Source organism: Microbacterium martis (assembly GCF_047246685.1).
Classification (GTDB): domain Bacteria; phylum Actinomycetota; class Actinomycetes; order Actinomycetales; family Microbacteriaceae; genus Microbacterium.
In genome coordinates, this window is record NZ_JBFOKT010000001.1 from 99,543 (window position 1) to 118,202 (window position 18,660).

Genomic DNA, 18,660 nt, shown 5'->3' on the forward strand with positions numbered 1-18,660 from the left:
TCGGTCCCGCCGTCACGACCCGAGCGCCTGGAGGAAGCGACGCGCCTCGAGCGCCAGCTCGTCGATGTCGCGGCGCGCGAGCGCGTCCGACGTGAACAGATCACGACCGACGCAGACGGCGTGAGCCCCTGCGGCGAAGTACGAGGGTGCTGTCTTGCGCGTCACCCCTCCCGAGACGACCAAAGGGATGTGGGGCAGAGGCCCCTTGAGCTCGCCGATGTAGAGCGGGCCACCGACGGAGCCCGCAGGGAACACCTTCACGGCGGCGCTCCCCAGCCGGTGAGCCGTTTCCACCTCGGTGGGGGTCAGTGCTCCGGCGATCATCGGCACGTCGTGGTCCTGCGCCGCTCGGATCACTTCGGCGTTGGTGCCCGGAGCGACGATGAACGACGCGCCGGCGGCCACCGAGGGGGCGACCTGGTCGCTCGAGAGCACGGTTCCCACTCCCAGCGGCACCCCGAGGTCGCCGAGTTCAGCGATCAGTCCCACCGCATCGGGAACGGTCAGCGTGATCTCGACCGCGTCGATGCCGCCTCTCGCCGCTGCGCGAGCGGCGGCTGCGGCCGCCTCTCGATCGTCGGTGCGCAGGACGAGGATCACACCGGAAGGAACGGTGGAGAGCGGGGTGGTCATCGAGTGCTCCAATCTTGCGCGACACGACTTGCCGCGAGGTATCGGTCGCGCAGTCCGACGCCGCGCTCGATCTCGGACGAGGTGGGCTCGCGATGTCCGGTCTTCCCGCGCATCGCGTCGAGATCAGTGAGTACCGCCCCTGCTGCCAGGGCGGCGAGCATCGCGGCGCCCAGTGCGGTGAGGTGCGATTCCGTGTGCAGTCGGAGGGGGAGCGCGAGAGCCGAGGCCCGGGCTGCAAGCCAGGCGGGATGATCGATGCCTCGACCGCCGACGTTGACCACGGTCGGCGTCAGGCCCGTTCCGCTTCCCGCCGTCGTGAGCACGTGCGCTGCACTGCAGGCGACTCCGTCGAGCACGGCGCGCACGAGTTCTCCAGGGCCATGGCTGTGATGCAGCCCGAGGAAGAGGCCTCGGACATCGGCATCCCACAGCGGCGCTCGTTCACCGTCGAGGTACGGCGCGAAGGTGGGCGGCTCTCCGGCCTCGGCTGCCAGATCCAACGCCTTCCCGACATCGATCCCGAGGTTCCTCGCGATCCAGAGCAACGATGAACCGCTCGATTGCGTCGGTCCGTACGACAGAGCCAGAGGTGCGACGGCGCGGGGGACGAGGTAGACGCCCGACGTCTCATGGGCAGCGGGCGCCGACATGCCCACGATCTCGCTCGTGCCGGTCAGGACCACCGCGCTGGGGCGATCGAAGCCGCCCGTCGCGAGAACAGATGCCATCGCATCGGACCAGCCCACTGCCACCGGGATACCTGCGGGCAGCCCCCATCGGCGCGCGGCGCGCAGGCTGAGGCCACCGAGCCGAGTCCACGGCGCGCGCAGAGGCGGCAGCAGCGCCGGCGAGAGGCCGATCTCGGAGAAGAGCTCGACGGCCGGCGTCAGAGCGGTGACGTGACACAGGCCCTTGGAACTCCATGCATCCGTCGCCACGACATCCGTCAGGTGCAGATTGACGAAGTCTTTCGGCTGGAGCAGGTGGGCGGTTCGCGCAGCCGTTTCGGGGGCGTGCGCCGCCAGCCAGGCCGTCTTCGCGGGAAGCTGGCTGGCCGCCCAGGGGATTCGGGTGCCGAAGAGCTGCTCGGCGTCGCCGAGTCGATCGGCGAGATGCGAGGCTTCCGCAGTCGCCCGAGCATCCTGCCAGGTCAGACACGGAAGGACGGGACGGCCGTCGGCGTCCACAGCGACGAGCGACGGCACATGTCCGTCGACGCCGATGCCTGCGATACGATCTCGCACCTCCGACGGAAGGGAGTCGAAGACTCGATCGAGCGCGCTCAGCCACTCATCGGGGTCCTGTTCGGCGTGTCCGTGCGCGGGATGACGCGTGTCGTAGCGCTCCGTCACCCGCGCCTCCACGCGTCCTCGTGAATCGACGAGAAGAGCCTTGAGCGACGAGGTGCCGATGTCGAGTCCGAGGAGGAGGTCGGTCATGCCCTGGTCGCTTCCACGCGCTCAGCGTAACAGACATTAGACGTCTAAGTGAATATTGCCAATTGTCATTTTGTAAACAATAATCGGAACCGCCGGTCTGCCAACGACGATGACGTACCGAGGGAGAAACATGCACAAGCGCACTGTGATAGGGGCAGGGCTCGCCGCCGCTGCTCTGATGCTCACCGGATGCATGGGGGGCGCGACGCCGCCCGATGAGGAACCGGCTTCCCAGCCGGGAACCCTCACCGTGTGGTGGGCGAAGGGCAATACCGACGCCGAGGACGAAGCCGTCAAGGCGATCGTCGACGCATGGGCGGAGGAGACCGGCAACAAGGTCGAGTTGGTGCTCATGCTCAACGAGGACTTCCCGACCAAGCTGAGCGCTGCCGTGCAGGCCGGCCGTGGGCCGGACATCGCGTATTCTCCGGCGGCGGATGCGCAGCTCTTCCCGACACTCGCTGCGGATGGGGTGCTCGCAGACGTCAGCCAGATCGTCGACGCCATCCGCGAAGACCTGCTGCCGGTCGGAATCGACAGCTCACCGAAGGGGGAGAACGGCGAGATCTATTCGGTGCCGATTCAGCTGCAGCCCTTCGACGTGTTCTATCGCACCGACCTGCTCGAGAAGGCGGGGATGGATACGGAACCGCCGTCGGACTGGGAAGGCTACTGGGACTTCTGGATGAGCGCCCAGGATGAGCTTCGAGCGCAGGGTGATGCGGTTCACGGGATCGGACTGCCTGTCTCGACGGTCGCGCAGGATGGCGACAACTTCATCATGTGGCTCTTCGCGGCGTTCGGCGCATCGCCCGAATTGGAGAACACCCTCGAGAACGCGGAAGCCATCGGAAAGGCGTATGCGTTCCTGAAAGACCTCTACGACCGAGATTACATGCCCTCCGCCGCGATCAACTGGGCAGGTCCGGACAACAACACCGAGCTCGAACGCGGCGGCCTCGTCATGACGCCGAACCCGACCCTGTCGGTTGCTACCGGCGCGCTCGTGAGCAACCCGGAGTACTTCGACAAGCTCGCGGTGGCACCATGGCCGACCGGTCCCGACGGTGATGTCGTCCCCCTTCCGCTCAAGACGACGTCCGCGGTCATCCTCGAACAGTCGAAGAACCCCGAACTCGCCGAGGAACTTCTCACGTACTTCATCCAGCCGGAGAACCTGCAGACCTACATGGAGACGCACAACGGCATGTTCGTGCCGGTGAATCGCGCACAGTGGGAAGATCCGTTCTGGTCGGAGTCGAGCTTCCACCAGATCGTCAAGGACGAGGTCACGACGGGAAAGATCGTGCCCTGGCCGTACGCCTACAACCGGAAGTTCGCAGATGTCTTCAATGAGGCGCTGTTCACCCGGCCGGCGGGAGAGGTCCTCCTCGGTGCGGTGGAGCCCGACGCAGCTGCGCAGGCCTTCCTCGATCAGGTCGAGGCGCTCGTCAAGTGAGCGAGACGCGCGCCATCGTCACCGCGGGGGCCCCCACGGGTCTCCGCGGTGAGGGGGGAGTGCGCCGCGGCGGAGTCTGGGCGCTCATCTTCCTGACGCCGTTCATCCTCGTCTTCGGATGGTTCGCCGTCTATCCGCTGGTCTACGAACTCTTCATCGGTTTGCGGATCGAGAACTATGCCGCACTGCTGGAGAACCCCCGTTACCTGCGCACTCTCACCAACACGGCGGTCTTCGTCCTGGTCGCCGTCAACCTGAAGATGCTTCTCGCACTCGCGCTCTCGAGTGCGATGGTGTCGCCGTCGAGGATGCTTCGGGTCGTCACGATCATCGCCCTCGTCCCCTGGATGATTCCGGAAGTGGTCGCACTGCTGTCAGCGCGATGGATGTTCAACACCCAGTCCGGCCTTCTGAACTCCTTGCTGGCGATGCTCTCGCTCGGACCGGCACCGTGGCTCGACCGCCCGGAATGGGCGCTCGGTGCGGCGATCGCCATGCACATATGGAAGCTCACCCCGTTCTGGGCGCTCACCATCCTTGCAGCCCGACTGGCCATCAGTCGGGAGACCTACGAGGCTGCGGCTCTCGACGGAGCGAACCGCGGGCAGTTGTTCCGCTTCATCACCTGGCCCCGCATCGCCGGCGTCTACTTCACAGGTACCGTCCTCGCCACGATCTGGGCGCTGGGTGACTTCAACAGCATCTACCTGATCACGGGAGGCGGCCCTGCCGACACGACCCAGGTGCTCGCCACCCTCGGTGTCAACTACGCCTTCCGCCAGGCCGATCCGTCATTGGGTGCATCGATCGTGCTCACGGCCCTTCCGGTGCTCGTGATCGGTGTCACCTATCTGATCCGCCGCTCGGCGAAGAAAGGAGTGCTCCTGTGATCGGTCTCGCTTCACGACGTCGGCGCTCCGCACTGGAGTCGGTCGGCGTCGGAACCATGGTCGGCCGGGTCGTGTTCGGGATCCTCTTCGTCTTCTGGACGCTTCTCCCGCTCTACACGGCGATCTCCGCCGCATTCACGTCGCGCTCCGACATCTTCAGCGGTCGGCTGTGGCCGGAGCACCCCACGTTCGAGAACTTCCGGCTGCTGCTCTTCGGCGGTGCGGAATCGCCGCTACCGCTGTTCTGGCTTCAACTCGGCAACAGCCTCATCTCCGCCGCATCGGTCACAGTGCTCGCCTTGACCATCTCCGCCGCCGCCAGCTACGCGATCTCTCGATTGATGCCGTCGTGGGGTACCCCGGTGTCCTCTGCGGCGCTCGTTCTCTACATCGTTCCCGCATCGTTCCTGGTGATTCCGCTCTACCTCCTCCTCGGGGGTATGGGATTGCTGGATACACTGGTCGGCCTCATCGTCGGTCTCACGATGATCTCGCTCCCGTACTCGGTGTGGATGCTGAGACAGTTCGGCGCGACGCTGCCGATCGAGATCGAGGAGGCGGCGAAACTCGACGGTGCCGGACCGGTGCGGATCTTCGGTTCCGTGTATCTTCCGCTGATCCGATCCGCCCTCGTGCCGGTCGGCCTCTATGTCTTCCTTCTGGCGTGGAATGACTTCCTCTACTCCTTCATGTTCCTGACACGTGCCGAGCAGCTCACCGTGCCCGTCGCGATGTACTCGATCGCGACGGAGAACGCGCCCTGGCCGCAGCTCATGGCCAGCGGCATGATCTACGCGGTCATCCCGCTCATGCTGTTCATCTTCTTCCGGCGCTACCTGGTGTCGGGGACCACCCAGGGTGCGACAGTCGGATGACTCTCCACCACGACCGTAGGGAGAATCGATGCGCGGCATCACATTCATCGGCGCTGGTGCGCTCGCGCAGGGCATCGCCGCTCACCTCAGCGCTCACATTCCGGTGACGTTGGTGGCATCCGAACGCACGGGTGCCGACCTTCGGGCGAAGGGCGCTGTCACCGTCGGAGGGCTGAGCCGCCTGCACGCGGAACTGAGCGATGGGAACGCAGTGGCACCGGGCCGCCTGGGTCTCCAACTCGATCCCGCCAGGGTTTCGCCCGATGATGCACTCATATTCACGACGAAGGGGCCGCAACTCGCGGGAGTCGTGCGGCAGGTTCCCAGAGGGCGGAACAGCCTCGTCGCCGGCCTGCAGAACGGTGTGCTGAAGGATGAGATCCTCATGGCTCGCTTCGGCGCAGAGAACGTCGTGGGCGCCGTCACTCTGTTCAACGCGAGAAGGGAGGGGGCCGACGTCATCATCGGAGGAAAGGGGTACTCCTATTTCGGGGAATTGAGCGGCGGCTCGTCCGCGAGAGTCGCGCAGATCGTCGATCTCTTCCGACGAGCGGATCTGAATGCCGCCGTGTCCGACAGTATCCGCAGTCTCACCTGGATGAAGTTCGTCAACGCCCTCGGTGTGTTCGGTACGTCCGCTCTCACACGCAAGACCTCGACAGCCATCATGCAATCGCCGTCCCTCGTCGCAGCGTATCTCGACCTGATCGGCGAGGGCGCTGCCGTCGCGGTCGCGGAGGGAGCCGTCGTCGCCGACTATCCCGACATCCCGATGGGGTCGTACGTGCTCCGCGATCCGGATCGCGTCGCCACGGAGATCGTGACCGCGGCGCGCGCTGCCGCAGCCGGACCCGGCTCTCTGTCATCGATGGCGCAGGACGTCCTCGCGGGGCGTCCGACGGAGTCGGCAGAGACATTCGGCGACATCGTCGAGCGGGCCGAGCGTCGTGGGATCCCCGCACCGCGATTGAGGTTCGTCCGTGACCTTCTCGCAGGTTTCGACTCCATCGCGCTCGGAGCTTCAGCGGAGAACGACATCGCGCCGCGCATTGACCGCACGTCCACAGATCGATAGAGTGCAGTCACGTCGGACGTCTAACGAATTTCATTTATGCCTCAACGTCCGCACTGTCTGCATCGATCGACCTTTCAAGGAGGAAAAGTTGAACGACCATCTTTTGCCCACCGGCCAGCTCAGCCGCCGGACCTTCCTCGGAGGCTTGACCCTGGGTGGCCTTGCGCTCGGCGGTGCCCTGGCCGGCTGCGCGCCCTCCACCTCAGGATCGAGTTCCGGGGCGGGAGGAAAGACCACCGTACGGATCGCGTCGTGGATGCAGTTCGAACCTGGCCGCAAAGAAGCGTGGGCGAAGGTCATCGACGACTTCAATGCTCAGAGTAAGTCCGTCGAAGTCGAGTTCGTCGGATGGCCCTTCGCCGAGTACTCGAATCAGATGCTCACCCAGGTCCAGGCGGGCGGACTGGAAGCCGATCTGATCACCGCTCCACCGGACCTCGCGTCGCGACTCTTCGCACTCGACGCCTTCGACCCGATGACGGAGGCCATCGACGCCGCAGGCGTGACGCCGGATCCCGGACTTCACAAGTTCGTCACGAAAGACGGCAAGATCTACGGAGTCAGCGTGGTGACGGTGAGCTTCGGCCTCCTCTACAACCAGGCCGTCCTCGGTGCCGCCGGGCTGGAGCCGGCGACGAATGTCGACGACTGGGTCGCGCAGGCCGCGGAGCTGACACGACGACCGGACTCGTTCGGATTGATCGCGGCGAACACCATGGCCGAGCAGGCCAACTGGTGGTTCCAGCTGCAGAACTGGGTGAACGCATACGACGGCACGTGGGCCGAGGGAAAGACGCCGCTCGTGACGAGCGGCCCGGTCGTGAAGACCCTCGAGTTGTACAAGCGGATGTACGAGGGTGCGATCCCGCAGGGCAGCAACGACGCGCAGCAGATGGAGCTGATGGCGAACGGCCGGGGATCGCAGGCGCTCCTGGTCTCCGCGACCGTCAACGTCCTCAAGTCGACGAACCCGGAGGTATACAAGGAACTCCGCAGCATCCCGGCTCCCTGGGCGTCGAAGAAGGGGACCGCGCGAGTGCACCCGATCTCGCTGTACAGCGGAAGCAGGAACAAGAACGCGGCGAACGAGTTCCTCAGCTGGCTTCTGGAGCCCGAGCACATGGCCGACCTCACCATGGAATCGCTCGACATGCTGGCGCCCTATCCGCAGCTCAACGAGGTGCCCGCCTTCGAGACCTATCTGAAGGATCTGCCATGGGTCGAGGGGTACATGGGCATCGATCCGGTGACGCCGATGGACCTGATGGGAGACTTCATCAACGCCAACGACGAGTTCGGGAACATCGTCCTGTCTCACTTCCAGTCGTCGCTGACGGGCGGCGTTCCGGTGGCGGATGCCATGGGCAAGGCGCAGGCCGAGCTCGAAGCGCTGGCCGGTCGACTCGGCTAGGCGGAGGACCCATGGTCGCGCCGCTTCTGGAGGAGCGTATTCAGCCTGACCGGCGGAGCGCGCCGTCCCCCGCCTCGCGGAGGCGGCGCCGGAACTGGTTGGTTCTGCTCATCGTCGCACCGATCGCGATCTACGAAACGGTCTTCGTCATCGCGCCGATCGTGCAGGGAGCGCTGATGAGCTTCCAGGACATCCGTCTCGGGGCGTCCAGCGGCGAATTCGTCGGGTTCGCACAATACGAGCGGCTGGTGAGCGATCCGAACTTCTTCAACAGTCTCGGCGTGACGCTCGTGTTCGCGTTGTCGGTCGTCGTCTTCGCGGTCGGGATGGGGCTCGGAACAGCACTCCTCGTCAACCGCCCGTTTCGTGGGAGGGGCGCGGTGCGAGGTCTCATGACCGCGCCCTGGGCGTTCCCGGAGATCGCGACCGTGCTCGTCTTCATCTGGATCTTCAACCCCTCCTTCGGGATCATCAACCTCATCGCTCCGTGGGCGCAGGGAGCCGGGGGATGGTTGACGTCGTCTCCCCTCTCGCTCGTCTCGATCATCATCATCGCCACGTGGAAGAACTTTCCCTTCTACAGCATCGTGATCCTGGCGGCGCTGCAATCGGTACCCGATGATCTCCACGAGGCTGCCATCGTCGATGGCGCGAACGGCTGGCAGCGTTTCCGGCACGTGACCCTGCCGGCCATCACGCCGACACTTGCGCTGCTGGCTCTGCTGGCGTTCATCTTCTCCTTCAAGCAGTTCGCGCTGATCTGGCTGACGACAGGCGGAGGGCCGAGCCGCTCCACCGAGACACTCGTGATCTCGATCTACAACACGGCGTTCAAGTTCTTCGACTATTCCTATGGTGCGGCGATCGGCGTGACCTGCCTGCTCGTGACCATCGTCGCAACCGCGCTCTACGCTCTCGTCCAGCGGCGAGTCGACCGGATGGAGGGCTGAGATGAGTCGCATCCGCCAGAGCGATCGCCTCCGGCTGCACCATGCGCTCCGAGTTCTCGCTGTCATCGCCGTGACGGCGCTCGTTCTCTTCCCCGTGTACTGGATGATCGTGACGGCGATCCAACCGCTCGATGCCTCCTTGCGCTTCCCGCCGCCTCTGGTGCCGATCTCCATCGACATCGGGCCGATGGCTGATGTGCTCACCGCGGTGCCGCTGCCCCTCTGGCTCACGAATTCGGCGCTGGTGGCCATCGCGACCATGATCCTCACCACGGTGCTCTCGGTGTTCGGCGCCTATGCGCTGTCGTCCCTGCGTTGGCGGGGGAAGCTCGTTTTCGGCTTCGGTCTGCTGCTGACGCAGATGATGCCCGAGGCCGTGATCGTCGTGCCCATCTTCGGGATGTACAAGGATCTGGGGCTCCTTCAGAGCCTTATCTCCCTGTCGTTGCTCCATGCCGCGTTCGTGCTCCCGGTCTGCATCTGGATCCTCAAAGGAGCTTTCGACCGAGTTCCGGATTCCGTGCAGGAGGCTGCCCTCATCGATGGCTGCGGACAGCTGGGGGTGCTGTGGAGGATGGTGCTGCCGCTGTCGCTCCCGGCCGTCGTCTCGGTCGCCGTGGTCGCCTTCTTCGCGAGCTGGGGAGAATACCTCTTCGCGACGACGCTGATCTCCCGAGCTGAGCTGTACCCGGCTTCCGTCGGGCTCGCGACGATGATCTCGCAACTCGACACGCCTGTGGGGGAGCTGCTGTCGGCCGGGCTGCTGTACGCTCTGCTGCCCGTGATCCTGTACATGATCGCCCAGAAGTACGTCATCGCCGGGATGACGGCGGGAGCAGTGAAGGGATGAACGACGCGGTGTTCCGACTGGACGGCCGGACTGCGGTCGTGACGGGATCGAGCCGCGGCATCGGCGCGGCAGTCGTGGACGGTCTCAGGAACGCCGGCGCGGATGTCGTCGGAGTCGCGCGCTCGTCCTCCGTCGTCGACGGATCGCGCGATCCCCGGCGCGGTCGGGGCACCTTCCGGTCGGTCCGTGCGGATCTCTCGCATCGTGCGGAGAGCGTGGCACTCGGCGAGCGCCTTGCCGCCGATGCTCCCGACATCCTGGTGCTCAATCACGGTCTCAGTCGCCGCGCGCCGACCGCCGCGGATGAGGACGACGCCTGGGACGCGATGATCGAGGTGAACCAGAACTCCTATGCCGTGATCGCCGGCCGCGTCGCGCGGGCGATGGCGGCTGACGGCGGCGGAGTCATCATCATGACGGCGTCGATGCTGAGCTTCCACGGCGGGCGGGGTGTGCCGGGATACGCAGCGTCGAAGCATGCGATCGCGGGGCTGGTGAAGGCGATGTCCAACACGTGGGCGCCGTCCGGAATCCGTGTCAACGCCATCGCGCCGGGCTTCATCGACACGGCGATGAACGGGCCGCTCTTCGCCGATGCCGAGCGCTCCCGGCAGATCTTCGAGCGTATTCCGCTCGGCCGGTGGGGCGAGCCCGATGACCTGGTCGGCGCGGTCACCTTCCTCGCGTCGCCTGCGGCCGCATACATCACCGGCATCGTGCTGCCCGTCGACGGCGGATGGTTGGCTGCTTGACGCGTCGCACGTGCTCGCGATTCGCGCGCCTGCTACAATTGCATATTGTCAACAGTATTCGATCGCGGGGTCGGACCTCTCGGAGAAAGCAGGCCTCGTGGCTATCGACGCAACCGGTTTCGACCCGGCGGTCCGGCGGGTGCTCTCCGATGAGGTGACCGATCAGCTGCGCGACGCCATCGTCGTCGGAAAGCTCAGGCCGGGCGCTCGATTGCGGGAGGACGAACTCGCCGCCCAGATGCAGGTGAGCCGAGGCCCGGTTCGTCAGGCTCTCGTGACGTTGGAACGCGAGGGGCTCGTGATCATCGAGCGATACAAGGGCGCTCGGGTCGCGGAACTGTATCGGAGCGATATCGATCAGGTGTTCAGCCTCCGCCGGGCCCTCGAGACGCTCGCCGTCGAATGGGCATGCGATCATGCGACGAAAGAGGAACTCGACCGATTGGACACCGTCCTCGATCGCTATGTCAACGCCACGAGCGAGGGGCGAACACCTCAGCTCATCTCTGAAGTCGACCTGGCATTCCACGACGGCCTGATCGCGGCCGCTCATCACGACCGTCTCGCGAACGCGTGGGAAGCCCTGCGCTCTCAGATCCTGTCGTTCCTCATGACCCGGATGGCGTTGCGCAAGGACTACGACGCCGAATGGGAACCCGATCATCGTCGAATCCTCGATCTGATCCGAGCAGGCGACAAGGAATCCGCTGTCGAGCGCATCCGCCACCATGTGAACGCGTCGTATTCGCGCGTGGTCGACGCGATGGAGAAGCGGGAATGACCGCCGTCACGCGCGGCATCCCGCCGATCCGGTCGTCGCGCGGAGCCTGAGCGTCTCGTTCGACGTGGACAGCCGGTCGATGACCGGGCCGGCCGGCCTCCGGTGGCTCAGTTCCCCGAGCCGAGGTTGCGGCTGAGGGCCGTGGAACGCGGCGGCGGTGTCGCTGGGGCCTCGGATCGCGGCCGTCTTGCCGTGGTTTTCGTACTTGCTCACGACGGCGTCGAGCGCGGCGACCGTCGAGGCGTCCTAGATGTCCTCGGACATCCTCCTCCGTGCGGCAGGCTCGGGGATGGCGCGATCTCCGAGCATCATGGCGGCGTCGACCGCCTCGCCCATCACCATCCAGGTGAACGTGCGGCGCGCTCAGCGCCGGGCGCTCCCGCGGGTTACGATCCGCTTATGAGTTCACCCCGCACGCGTCCCAGCCGTCGGCCGATCGCCCTCGCGGTGCTCGTGTCCTCCTTGACCGTCGCCGGCACCGTGGGGTGCGCCGCCACCGCCGCACCGGAGGGACCGGTGCTCACGGAGGACGTCGCACGGGCGACCCCCGCGCCCACCGTGACGTCGGCGGCGGAGGGCTCGGAGGCCGAGACCTGCACCGCATTCGGAGACGTGTTGACCATCGTGCACAACGCCGACGCGGGATTCGTCGACGGGCGGATGGAGGAGCAGGAGCAGCTCGGGTGGTACCGTCTGGCGACGCGGGTCCTCGCCCGCATCCCCTCACCGGACGAGGGGGCCGTGGCGGAGGCTCTGGCGGCCGTGAGCGATGCGGCGCCGGCCGTGACGCAGGGCGCCGCGGGAGCCCCGGGGATCGGATCCGAGGAGTGGAACCTCGCGGTGAACGACCTCGCGACGGCCTGCGCGGCGGCCGGATACGACCTCGCAGCCGAAGGCTTCACCGGCGGCTGACCGCCGTGCCCGACATGGCGCCGATCATCTCCCTCGCCATCGCGGTGGCGTTCACCGTGCTCCCGATCGTGGCGATCATCGGCATCCTGGTCGACACCGGCCGCGCCTCGCGGGGCTGGATGCTGACGGCGGGGTATGCGGTCGGACTCGCCTCGGTCTTTCTCGTCGCCACCGCAGGGCTCGTGCGTCTGTCGATCCCGAAGCTGGCACATCCCGCAGTGGTGGAGGTCGTCGCGGGAGCGGCGCTGCTGGTCGTGGCCCTCGTCCTGCACCTCCTTCGCGGACGTGAGAAGGGGACGGGTCGCTCTCCGCGGGCGGCGTCGGATCACGGCCGGATCGGCCCCGTCCAGGCAGCCCTCGTCGGTCTGCAGTTCGCCGTGCATCCCGAGAACCTGATCCTCATCGCGGCCGCCGCGGCGAAAGCAGCGGTCTTCGACTCCGCCGGCCGTGCGCTCGCCGCCGTGGCGTTCACCGTCGTCGCGGTGTCGACGGTCGCCCTGCCGAGCGCCGCGTCCGCGATCTGGGGCGAACGGGCGGGCCCGGTGCTCGGACGGGTCAAGAGATGGTTCTCGCACAACTCCGGGCGCCTGACGACGATCGCGCTCGCCGTCATCGGCACGGTGCTCCTCGTGGTCGGCGTGGTGAACATGCTCGTGCCACGCTGACCTGTCGTCGCGCGTCGGCGCGGGGTCGGACCCGATCGATCCGACCCCGCGACGCGATCAGTTGAGCGTGAAGACGATCGTCCGCGTGCCGCCCTGGGTGTCGTGCACGACGAGCGTGTTCCGGCCCTTCACGGCTCCGAAGGTGCCCGGCTTCACGAAGTTGACGTCGGACCACGCGTTGTCGGTGAGGTCTTTCGTCACCCCGTTGAGCACGACTCGGTCGATCTTGCGGGGACTGTGGAGCTTGAACGACACCCGGTCGTACGTGCCGCCGGTGGCGACGGTGAACTCCGCGCCGCTCTTCACGGACACCGAGGGCACCGCGTCGGTCATGGTCTCCGCACCGGTGACGTCGGCGGTGGGCGACACGACGAGCGCGGCGTTGCCGAACGGGCCGATGCCTTCGACGGTGTTGCCCTCGAACACGACGCGATCCGACTCGGCGACGTAGGCCACCGCATCGGCCGGGATGCCGAAGCTCGCGCCGTTGGCGCCGGTGCCGCCCGTGTCGCTGCGATGGGTGTCGCGGAACACGTTGCCCCGGACCGTGACGTCCTCGGCGTTGCTGACGTTGAGATTCAGCCCCCGGATCGACTCGAACAGGTTGTCCTCGATGAGAATGTTGCTGTAGGCGCGTCGGCTGACGACGTTCTTGCCGGCCATGCCCACGGAACCCGCCTGATCGGACCACGGCATGTCGTGGTGGTACCCGGTGCCGCGGAACACGTTGTCGCGGATCGTGAGGTCGTAGGCGGTGCCGCCGTGCGAGTCGGCCTCGTTCTCCGTCGCGATCATGATCGCCTTGTCGCCGCCCTCGAAGGTGTTGCCCTCGATGATGCCGTTCCCGGCCTTCAACAGGATGCCGCGGCCCGGGCTGCGCACGACGTTGTCCTTGAAGACGAAGTCGTTGCCCATGCGGTCGGGGTTGAACACGAAGTCCGCCGCGGCGAACGCGTCGGTCGCGTCGAGCGTCAGTTCGTACACGCTCGTCTTGTCGAGGTTCCAGGGGTTCCATCCCTCGGACTGCGCCTGCTCGACCTTCGCCCGGATCTCGGGTGCGATGGCCGCAGCGGCGTAGTCGACCTGCGCGATCGCCGTGACGTGCACGTCGGGGTCGCCGCGGAACTGCGCCAGGCGGTCGCCGATCTCGAGCGAGGCCGCCTTCCACCGGTCGGGGAAGCCGACGATGATCCGATCGCCGTCCGCCGCGAGGACGGGCAGTGCGCGGGTCTGAATGCTGAACGAGTCGTCGCCCGCGTTGCGGATCTCGGAGTCGATCATCGTGGGCCCGGTGCCGAGCGACTGGAACTGCAGCCCGTCCCACACGGCCGACAGCAGAGGCGCTCGCGTCGCGCCCGGCGGGGGAGAGCCCGGCGTGAGCCGGAAGCGCTCGAGCAGGGTGCCGCCGTCGCCGCTGGTGTCGATCAGCCCGAAGCCCGGCGCCGTGTGCACCGTCACGTCGCGGAGGACGGTCCCGCCGCTCTCCTCCATGGAGATCGCATGGGCCTCGCCGGTCGGTCCGCCGGCGAGGGTGATCGGGTCACCGACGGCGACGTTCGTGCCGATGCCGCCGAGCGTGACGCGCACGACTCCCGGGGCGACGAAGGCGGCTGTGGTGCCCCACAGGTGATTGATGCCGGCCTTCTGGAAGCCGGTCTGCGGGTCGTATATACTCACTCGGGAATACGCGACCTGCGGATATCCCTCATCGAGACGGACGTCGATCGAGCCGAGATCGGCGGCGATCTGCGTCACCTCGCCCTGGGTGAAAGGGAGTGGATCGTAGGTGATCGTCAGGCCGTTGATGGTCAGATCGGTGGAGTTGCGGATGTCGAGCGCACGGGTCAGCTCGGTGCCGACGATCGTCACACCGGCGGCCTCGATCGTGAGGCCGTCGGCGCCGTCGATGGTGAGAAGTTTGCCGAAGGAGCCATCGGTCGGGCCGACGGCGTAGGTGCCCGGTTCGATCGTCAGGCTTTCCTGTCCGCTCTCGATTGCGCCGCTGATCAGGGATTGCAATCCCGGGTCGGGGAGGGGGTCGGCGATCGAACCTCCTCCTGCCGCCTCGGTTCGCACCGGCGCTGCCGAGAGGGCGCCCGCGGTGTCGGCCGGGGGTGACGCGGCGGCGGAAGTGCCCTCCGCGGGGGCTGCGGCGCCGACCGTCAGGGCGAGGGCGACGGTGCCGATCAGGGCGGCGCGCAGGGCGCGTCGCGGGGCTGCGGTCGGCGACGGTGCGCGACCCGGGAAACCTCGTCGAATCATCATGGGCGGCGACGCTAGCAGCATCCGCGACGCTTTGGGAAGGACGAATTTCCGGATGCATCACCGAAACGGCATGCTTTCGGTCAGGTCGACTCGCGGACGACGAGCTCGCTCCCGACCCGGATCTGCGCGCCGGGGCGACCCTCGATCTGCTCCATCAGCAGGCGCGTCAATTCGCTGCTGATCCGGTCGAAGGACTGCCGGACCGTGGTCAGTGCGGGGACCGTCTGCGAGGCGACCGCGCTGTCGTCGAAACCGCCCACCGCGATGTCTGCGGGCACGCTCAGGCCGGCGTCGCGGATCGCGTCGATCGCACCCGCGGCCATCAGGTCGTTGCCCGCGAACACGGCGTCGATCGACGAGTCCTTGGCCAGCAGTCGCTGCATGGCCTCGTACCCGCTCTGCCGCGAGTAGTCGCCGTGCTCGATGATCGACTCGTCGGCGGCGTCGCCGAGTGCGTGCAGGTAGCCGTCGACGCGCTCGGGCGTGGAGTGCGCGATCATCGCGATGCGTTTCCGGCCGCGGGAGAGCAGGTGGCCGACGATGCGCGACGAGGCGGCGAAGTCGTCGGCGCAGACGAAACTCGCGCCCGGTCGAGCCGCAGTGGGGTTTCCGCAGAAGACCACCGGCACGGCGATGCGATCGAGGGCTTCGACGATCGCGTCGCCGTCGTACCACGACACGAAGATCGCGCCGTCGACCTGGCCCGATGCCGCGAGGTCGAGGGCGCGCGCCCTGTCGTGCTCCTCGCCGGCGAGCAGCAGCACCATGGTCGTGTCGCGGGCGGCGAGCGAGGCGGAGATCCCGCGGAGCAGCACCTCGAAGTTCGGATCGCCGAACAGGCGGTCGATGCGCTCGCCCAGCAGCACGGCGACGATGCCGGAACGGCGCAGCTTCAGTCCGCGCGCCTGGGCGTTGGGCCGGTATCCCGTCTTGCGGACGGCCTCTTCGACCGCCCTGCGGGTCTCGTCGCTGACCCACCGCTTGCCGTTGAGCGCCCGCGATGCCGTGCCGGGCGAGACGCCGGCCAGATCGGCCACCTGCGCGATCGTCGGCCGCCCGGCAGCGGCGGCGGACGGGGAGGGCATGCCAGTCATCCTAGGGTTCTCCTTCCCCGCCGGGGCGGGATCGTCGGGCTGGGTGCGACGCGATTGTTCGTCGTCACAACAAACGATTGTGGGTTTCTATCCGCACGAATGCGAGCTATTCGACGAAAACGATCTCACGAATTGATGCTTGACCGGCAATCGATTTTAGGTCATGGTCGTTCCAGACCAGCCGATCGAAGGAGATCCATGACCACCGTCACGACCGAGACCGCAGCGGCGGTTACCGCCGTCGCGGCTCACGCCCGCCACACGCCGTGGGCGACGGCGGCATCCCGGCCGCCGATGAGCAACGAGCCGCAGTCCGCGGCGCGGGTGACGGTGACCAACCGGTTCCTCGAGCGCGACGGCCGACCCTTCATCCCGGTCTCCGGCGAGATGCACTACTCGCGCGTGCCGCGCAGCCGCTGGCTCGACCGTCTGCGGCTGATGCGCGCCGGAGGCCTCACGGCGGTCGCGACCTACGTGCCGTGGATCCATCACGAGGAGACGCGGGGCGACGCCCGTTTCGACGGCAACCGCGACATCCGCGCCTTCGTCGCCTCGGCCGCCGAGGTCGGACTCGACGTCGTGCTGCGCATCGGCCCGTGGGTGCACTCCGAAGTGCGCAACGGCGGCTTCCCCGACTGGGTGCAGGCGGCCGAGGTGGTGCACCGCACGAACGACCCGGCCTACCTCGCCCTGGTCGAGCCCTGGTACGCGCGACTGGCGGCCGAACTCGAAGGACTCGTCGGGGAACCCGGTCCGGTGATCGCGATCCAGATCGAGAACGAGCTCTACGACCAGCCCGACCACATCGCCGCGCTCAAGGACATGGCGCGTCGTGTGGGCCTCGAGGCTCCGATCTGGACGGCCACCGGATGGGGGGAGGCCGCGCTCCCCGAGGGCGAGGTCTTCCCCCTCTACGGCGGCTATCCCGACGGCTTCTGGGCGAAGCCGGATGCCGGGTGGCCGGAGGCGTTCCGCGAGCAGTTCTTCTTCACCCACCTGTGGGACGACCCGCACATCGGCGCGGATCTGCGCTGGCACTTCGGCGGACCGCAGATCCTCAGCGGGCGCCGGTCGCCGTCGGGCGTCTTCCCGCCCGCGACGTGCGAGCTCGGCGGCGGCATGATCGGCGCCTATCACCGCCGGCCGAAGGTCGGCGGAGCGGACGTGGCGGCGGTCGGTCTCGCCAAGATCGGCAGCGGATCGGCCTGGCAGGGCTTCTACATGTACGTCGGGGGAGTGAACCCGAGAGGACGCACCACCTTCCAGGAGTCGCACGCCTCGGGCTACCCCAACGACATGCCCGCCTTCGACTACGACTTCCACGCCCCCGTCAGCACGACCGGTCGAGTGCGGGAGAGTCACGCGCTCCTGCGACGCCAGCACGCGTTCCTCGCCGCGTTCGGCGAGCAGCTCGCCACGATGCCCTCGACCCTGCCCGCGGTGAAGCCCCCCACGCTCGGCGACACGCAGACCCTCCGATGGGCGCTGCGCAGCGACGGCCGCAGCGGTTTCGTGTTCGTCAACGCCCACCAGCCCTACGAGCCCCTCGACCCGCCCGCGACCCGGTTCGAGCTCGACCTCGATCACGAGACCATCGTCTTCCCCGACGAGCCGGTGCGGATCCCCGCGGGGACGATGGCGCACTGGCCCGTCAACCTCGCGGTCGACGGCATCACCATGCGCTGGGCCACGGCGAGCGCCCTCACCCTGCTCCCGGGCGCCGGCGCCGGAGCCGGCGCGCCGACGCTCGTCCTCATCGCCGAGGCGGATGTGCCGGTGCAGGTGGCCTTCACGGAAGACGTCCGCATCGACGCCGCGGACGCGCGCCTGGACGGCCGCACCGTCATCATCGACGCTGCGACATCGACGACGGTCGGTGTCCGCTCGGGCGACAGGACTCTCGACCTCCTCGTGCTCTCGCCCGAAGACGCCGCCCGCGTGTGGGTGCTCGAAGACCCGGAGCGTCGTCTCGTGGTCGCCGACGGAGCACTGTGGGTCGGGCCCGACGGCGCGCTCGCCGGACGGACCACGACGCCCAGCCCCGTCCGTCGCTACGACACCGCCGCGCGTGCCTTCGTCGATCTCGACGTCGCGCTCGACAACCCGGCGACCGACCGCGTGATCACGACGGAGCTCCTGCGGCCCGAGGGTGCCGTGCCGGCCGACGGCTACGGGCGCTTCCACGAGATCTGGTCGGCGCCCGACCTCGAGCAGCGTCGCGCCCTGGCCCGTCGCATCCGCGTTCCCCTCCCGGCCGACATCGGCGAGACGGATGCCGAGCTCGAGGTCTCGTGGCACGGCGACGTCCTGCAGCTGGTCGTCGACGGCGAGGTCGTCTACGACCAGTTCTGGACCGGGCACGACTTCGTGGTCAATCTCGCCGACGTCGGAGCGGCTGCCGACTCCGACGTCGTGCTCGAGCTCCTTCCCCTCCATCCCGACGCACCGGTGCGGGTGTGGGAGGCGGGGCAGGCGCTGCGCGATCGCTCCGACACGCCCATCGGCCGGATCGACGCCGTCCGCGTCGTCGAACCGGCACGCTGGCGCGAGACTGCCATCCTGAACCACGACCACTGACGCACTTCCCCCACCCCCCGCAGCGAAAGGAC

General features: G+C 67.4%; 17 protein-coding genes. 12 read left to right on the plus strand and 5 right to left on the minus strand.

Translation table 11 applies throughout. From position 1 onward, the window contains the following. Nucleotides 1–12 precede the first annotated feature (12 nt). Together AB3M90_RS00515 and AB3M90_RS00520 are read right to left on the minus strand one after the other, a co-directional pair. Nucleotides 13–633 carry a bifunctional 4-hydroxy-2-oxoglutarate aldolase/2-dehydro-3-deoxy-phosphogluconate aldolase gene (locus AB3M90_RS00515; protein WP_412949307.1) on the minus strand — a complete coding sequence of 207 codons (621 nt, stop codon included), beginning with the start codon at nt 631–633 and terminating at the stop codon, nt 13–15. After that, nucleotides 630–2,072, minus strand: coding sequence for a xylulokinase (locus AB3M90_RS00520; protein ID WP_412949308.1), 1,443 nt, complete (start codon nt 2,070–2,072; stop codon nt 630–632). Before AB3M90_RS00520 ends, AB3M90_RS00515 begins: the two co-directional genes overlap by 4 nt. Nucleotides 2,073–2,202: 130 nt before the next feature. Between AB3M90_RS00520 and AB3M90_RS00525 the strand changes: the two genes are divergently transcribed. From AB3M90_RS00525 to AB3M90_RS00565, 9 genes are all read left to right on the plus strand, one after another. Further along, nucleotides 2,203–3,531 (plus strand): ABC transporter substrate-binding protein, encoded by a 1,329-nt coding sequence (locus AB3M90_RS00525; RefSeq protein WP_412949309.1) that lies wholly within the window; start codon nt 2,203–2,205, stop codon nt 3,529–3,531. After that, entirely contained in the window at nt 3,528–4,421 is an 894-nt protein-coding gene (locus tag AB3M90_RS00530) for a carbohydrate ABC transporter permease (protein ID WP_412949310.1), read from the plus strand. The genes AB3M90_RS00525 and AB3M90_RS00530 overlap by 4 nt, the downstream gene beginning before the upstream one ends. Continuing rightward, nucleotides 4,418–5,296 (plus strand): carbohydrate ABC transporter permease, encoded by an 879-nt coding sequence (locus AB3M90_RS00535; protein ID WP_412949312.1) that lies wholly within the window; start codon nt 4,418–4,420, stop codon nt 5,294–5,296. Before AB3M90_RS00530 ends, AB3M90_RS00535 begins: the two co-directional genes overlap by 4 nt. 28 nt (nt 5,297–5,324) lie before the next feature. Further along, complete coding sequence (locus tag AB3M90_RS00540) at nt 5,325–6,371, plus strand: ketopantoate reductase family protein (protein ID WP_412949314.1); 1,047 nt, start codon at nt 5,325–5,327, stop codon at nt 6,369–6,371. Between the two features lie 256 nt (nt 6,372–6,627). Continuing rightward, complete coding sequence (locus tag AB3M90_RS00545; RefSeq protein WP_412949315.1) at nt 6,628–7,782, plus strand: ABC transporter substrate-binding protein; 1,155 nt, start codon at nt 6,628–6,630, stop codon at nt 7,780–7,782. Nucleotides 7,783–7,880: 98 nt separating this feature from the next. Then, entirely contained in the window at nt 7,881–8,732 is an 852-nt protein-coding gene (locus AB3M90_RS00550; RefSeq protein ID WP_412949317.1) for a carbohydrate ABC transporter permease, read from the plus strand. 1 nt (nt 8,733) lies between these two features. After that, nucleotides 8,734–9,582, plus strand: a complete 849-nt coding sequence (locus AB3M90_RS00555; RefSeq protein ID WP_412949318.1) for a carbohydrate ABC transporter permease — start codon at nt 8,734–8,736, stop codon at nt 9,580–9,582. After that, entirely contained in the window at nt 9,579–10,334 is a 756-nt protein-coding gene (locus AB3M90_RS00560; RefSeq protein ID WP_412949319.1) for an SDR family oxidoreductase, read from the plus strand. The genes AB3M90_RS00555 and AB3M90_RS00560 overlap by 4 nt, the downstream gene beginning before the upstream one ends. 10 nt (nt 10,335–10,344) lie before the next feature. After that, nucleotides 10,345–11,115, plus strand: coding sequence for a GntR family transcriptional regulator (locus AB3M90_RS00565; protein WP_412949320.1), 771 nt, complete (start codon nt 10,345–10,347; stop codon nt 11,113–11,115). Nucleotides 11,116–11,121: 6 nt separating this feature from the next. On the opposite strand, the gene AB3M90_RS00570 is transcribed toward AB3M90_RS00565, so the two are convergent. Continuing rightward, entirely contained in the window at nt 11,122–11,328 is a 207-nt protein-coding gene (locus tag AB3M90_RS00570; RefSeq protein WP_412949321.1) for a hypothetical protein, read from the minus strand. Between the two features lie 186 nt (nt 11,329–11,514). Between AB3M90_RS00570 and AB3M90_RS00575 the strand changes: the two genes are divergently transcribed. Then, complete coding sequence (locus tag AB3M90_RS00575; protein WP_412949322.1) at nt 11,515–12,027, plus strand: hypothetical protein; 513 nt, start codon at nt 11,515–11,517, stop codon at nt 12,025–12,027. 14 nt (nt 12,028–12,041) lie between these two features. After that, entirely contained in the window at nt 12,042–12,692 is a 651-nt protein-coding gene (locus AB3M90_RS00580; protein ID WP_412951183.1) for a GAP family protein, read from the plus strand. 57 nt (nt 12,693–12,749) lie between these two features. Here AB3M90_RS00580 and AB3M90_RS00585 read toward each other — a convergent pair whose 3' ends face one another. After that, nucleotides 12,750–14,957 (minus strand): right-handed parallel beta-helix repeat-containing protein, encoded by a 2,208-nt coding sequence (locus AB3M90_RS00585; protein ID WP_412949323.1) that lies wholly within the window; start codon nt 14,955–14,957, stop codon nt 12,750–12,752. A gap of 80 nt (nt 14,958–15,037) precedes the next feature. Beyond that, entirely contained in the window at nt 15,038–16,042 is a 1,005-nt protein-coding gene (locus AB3M90_RS00590) for a LacI family DNA-binding transcriptional regulator (protein ID WP_412949324.1), read from the minus strand. A 207-nt stretch (nt 16,043–16,249) separates the two neighbouring features. Between AB3M90_RS00590 and AB3M90_RS00595 the strand changes: the two genes are divergently transcribed. Next, entirely contained in the window at nt 16,250–18,628 is a 2,379-nt protein-coding gene (locus tag AB3M90_RS00595; protein ID WP_412949325.1) for a beta-galactosidase, read from the plus strand. The last annotated feature ends 32 nt before the right edge of the window (nt 18,629–18,660 follow it).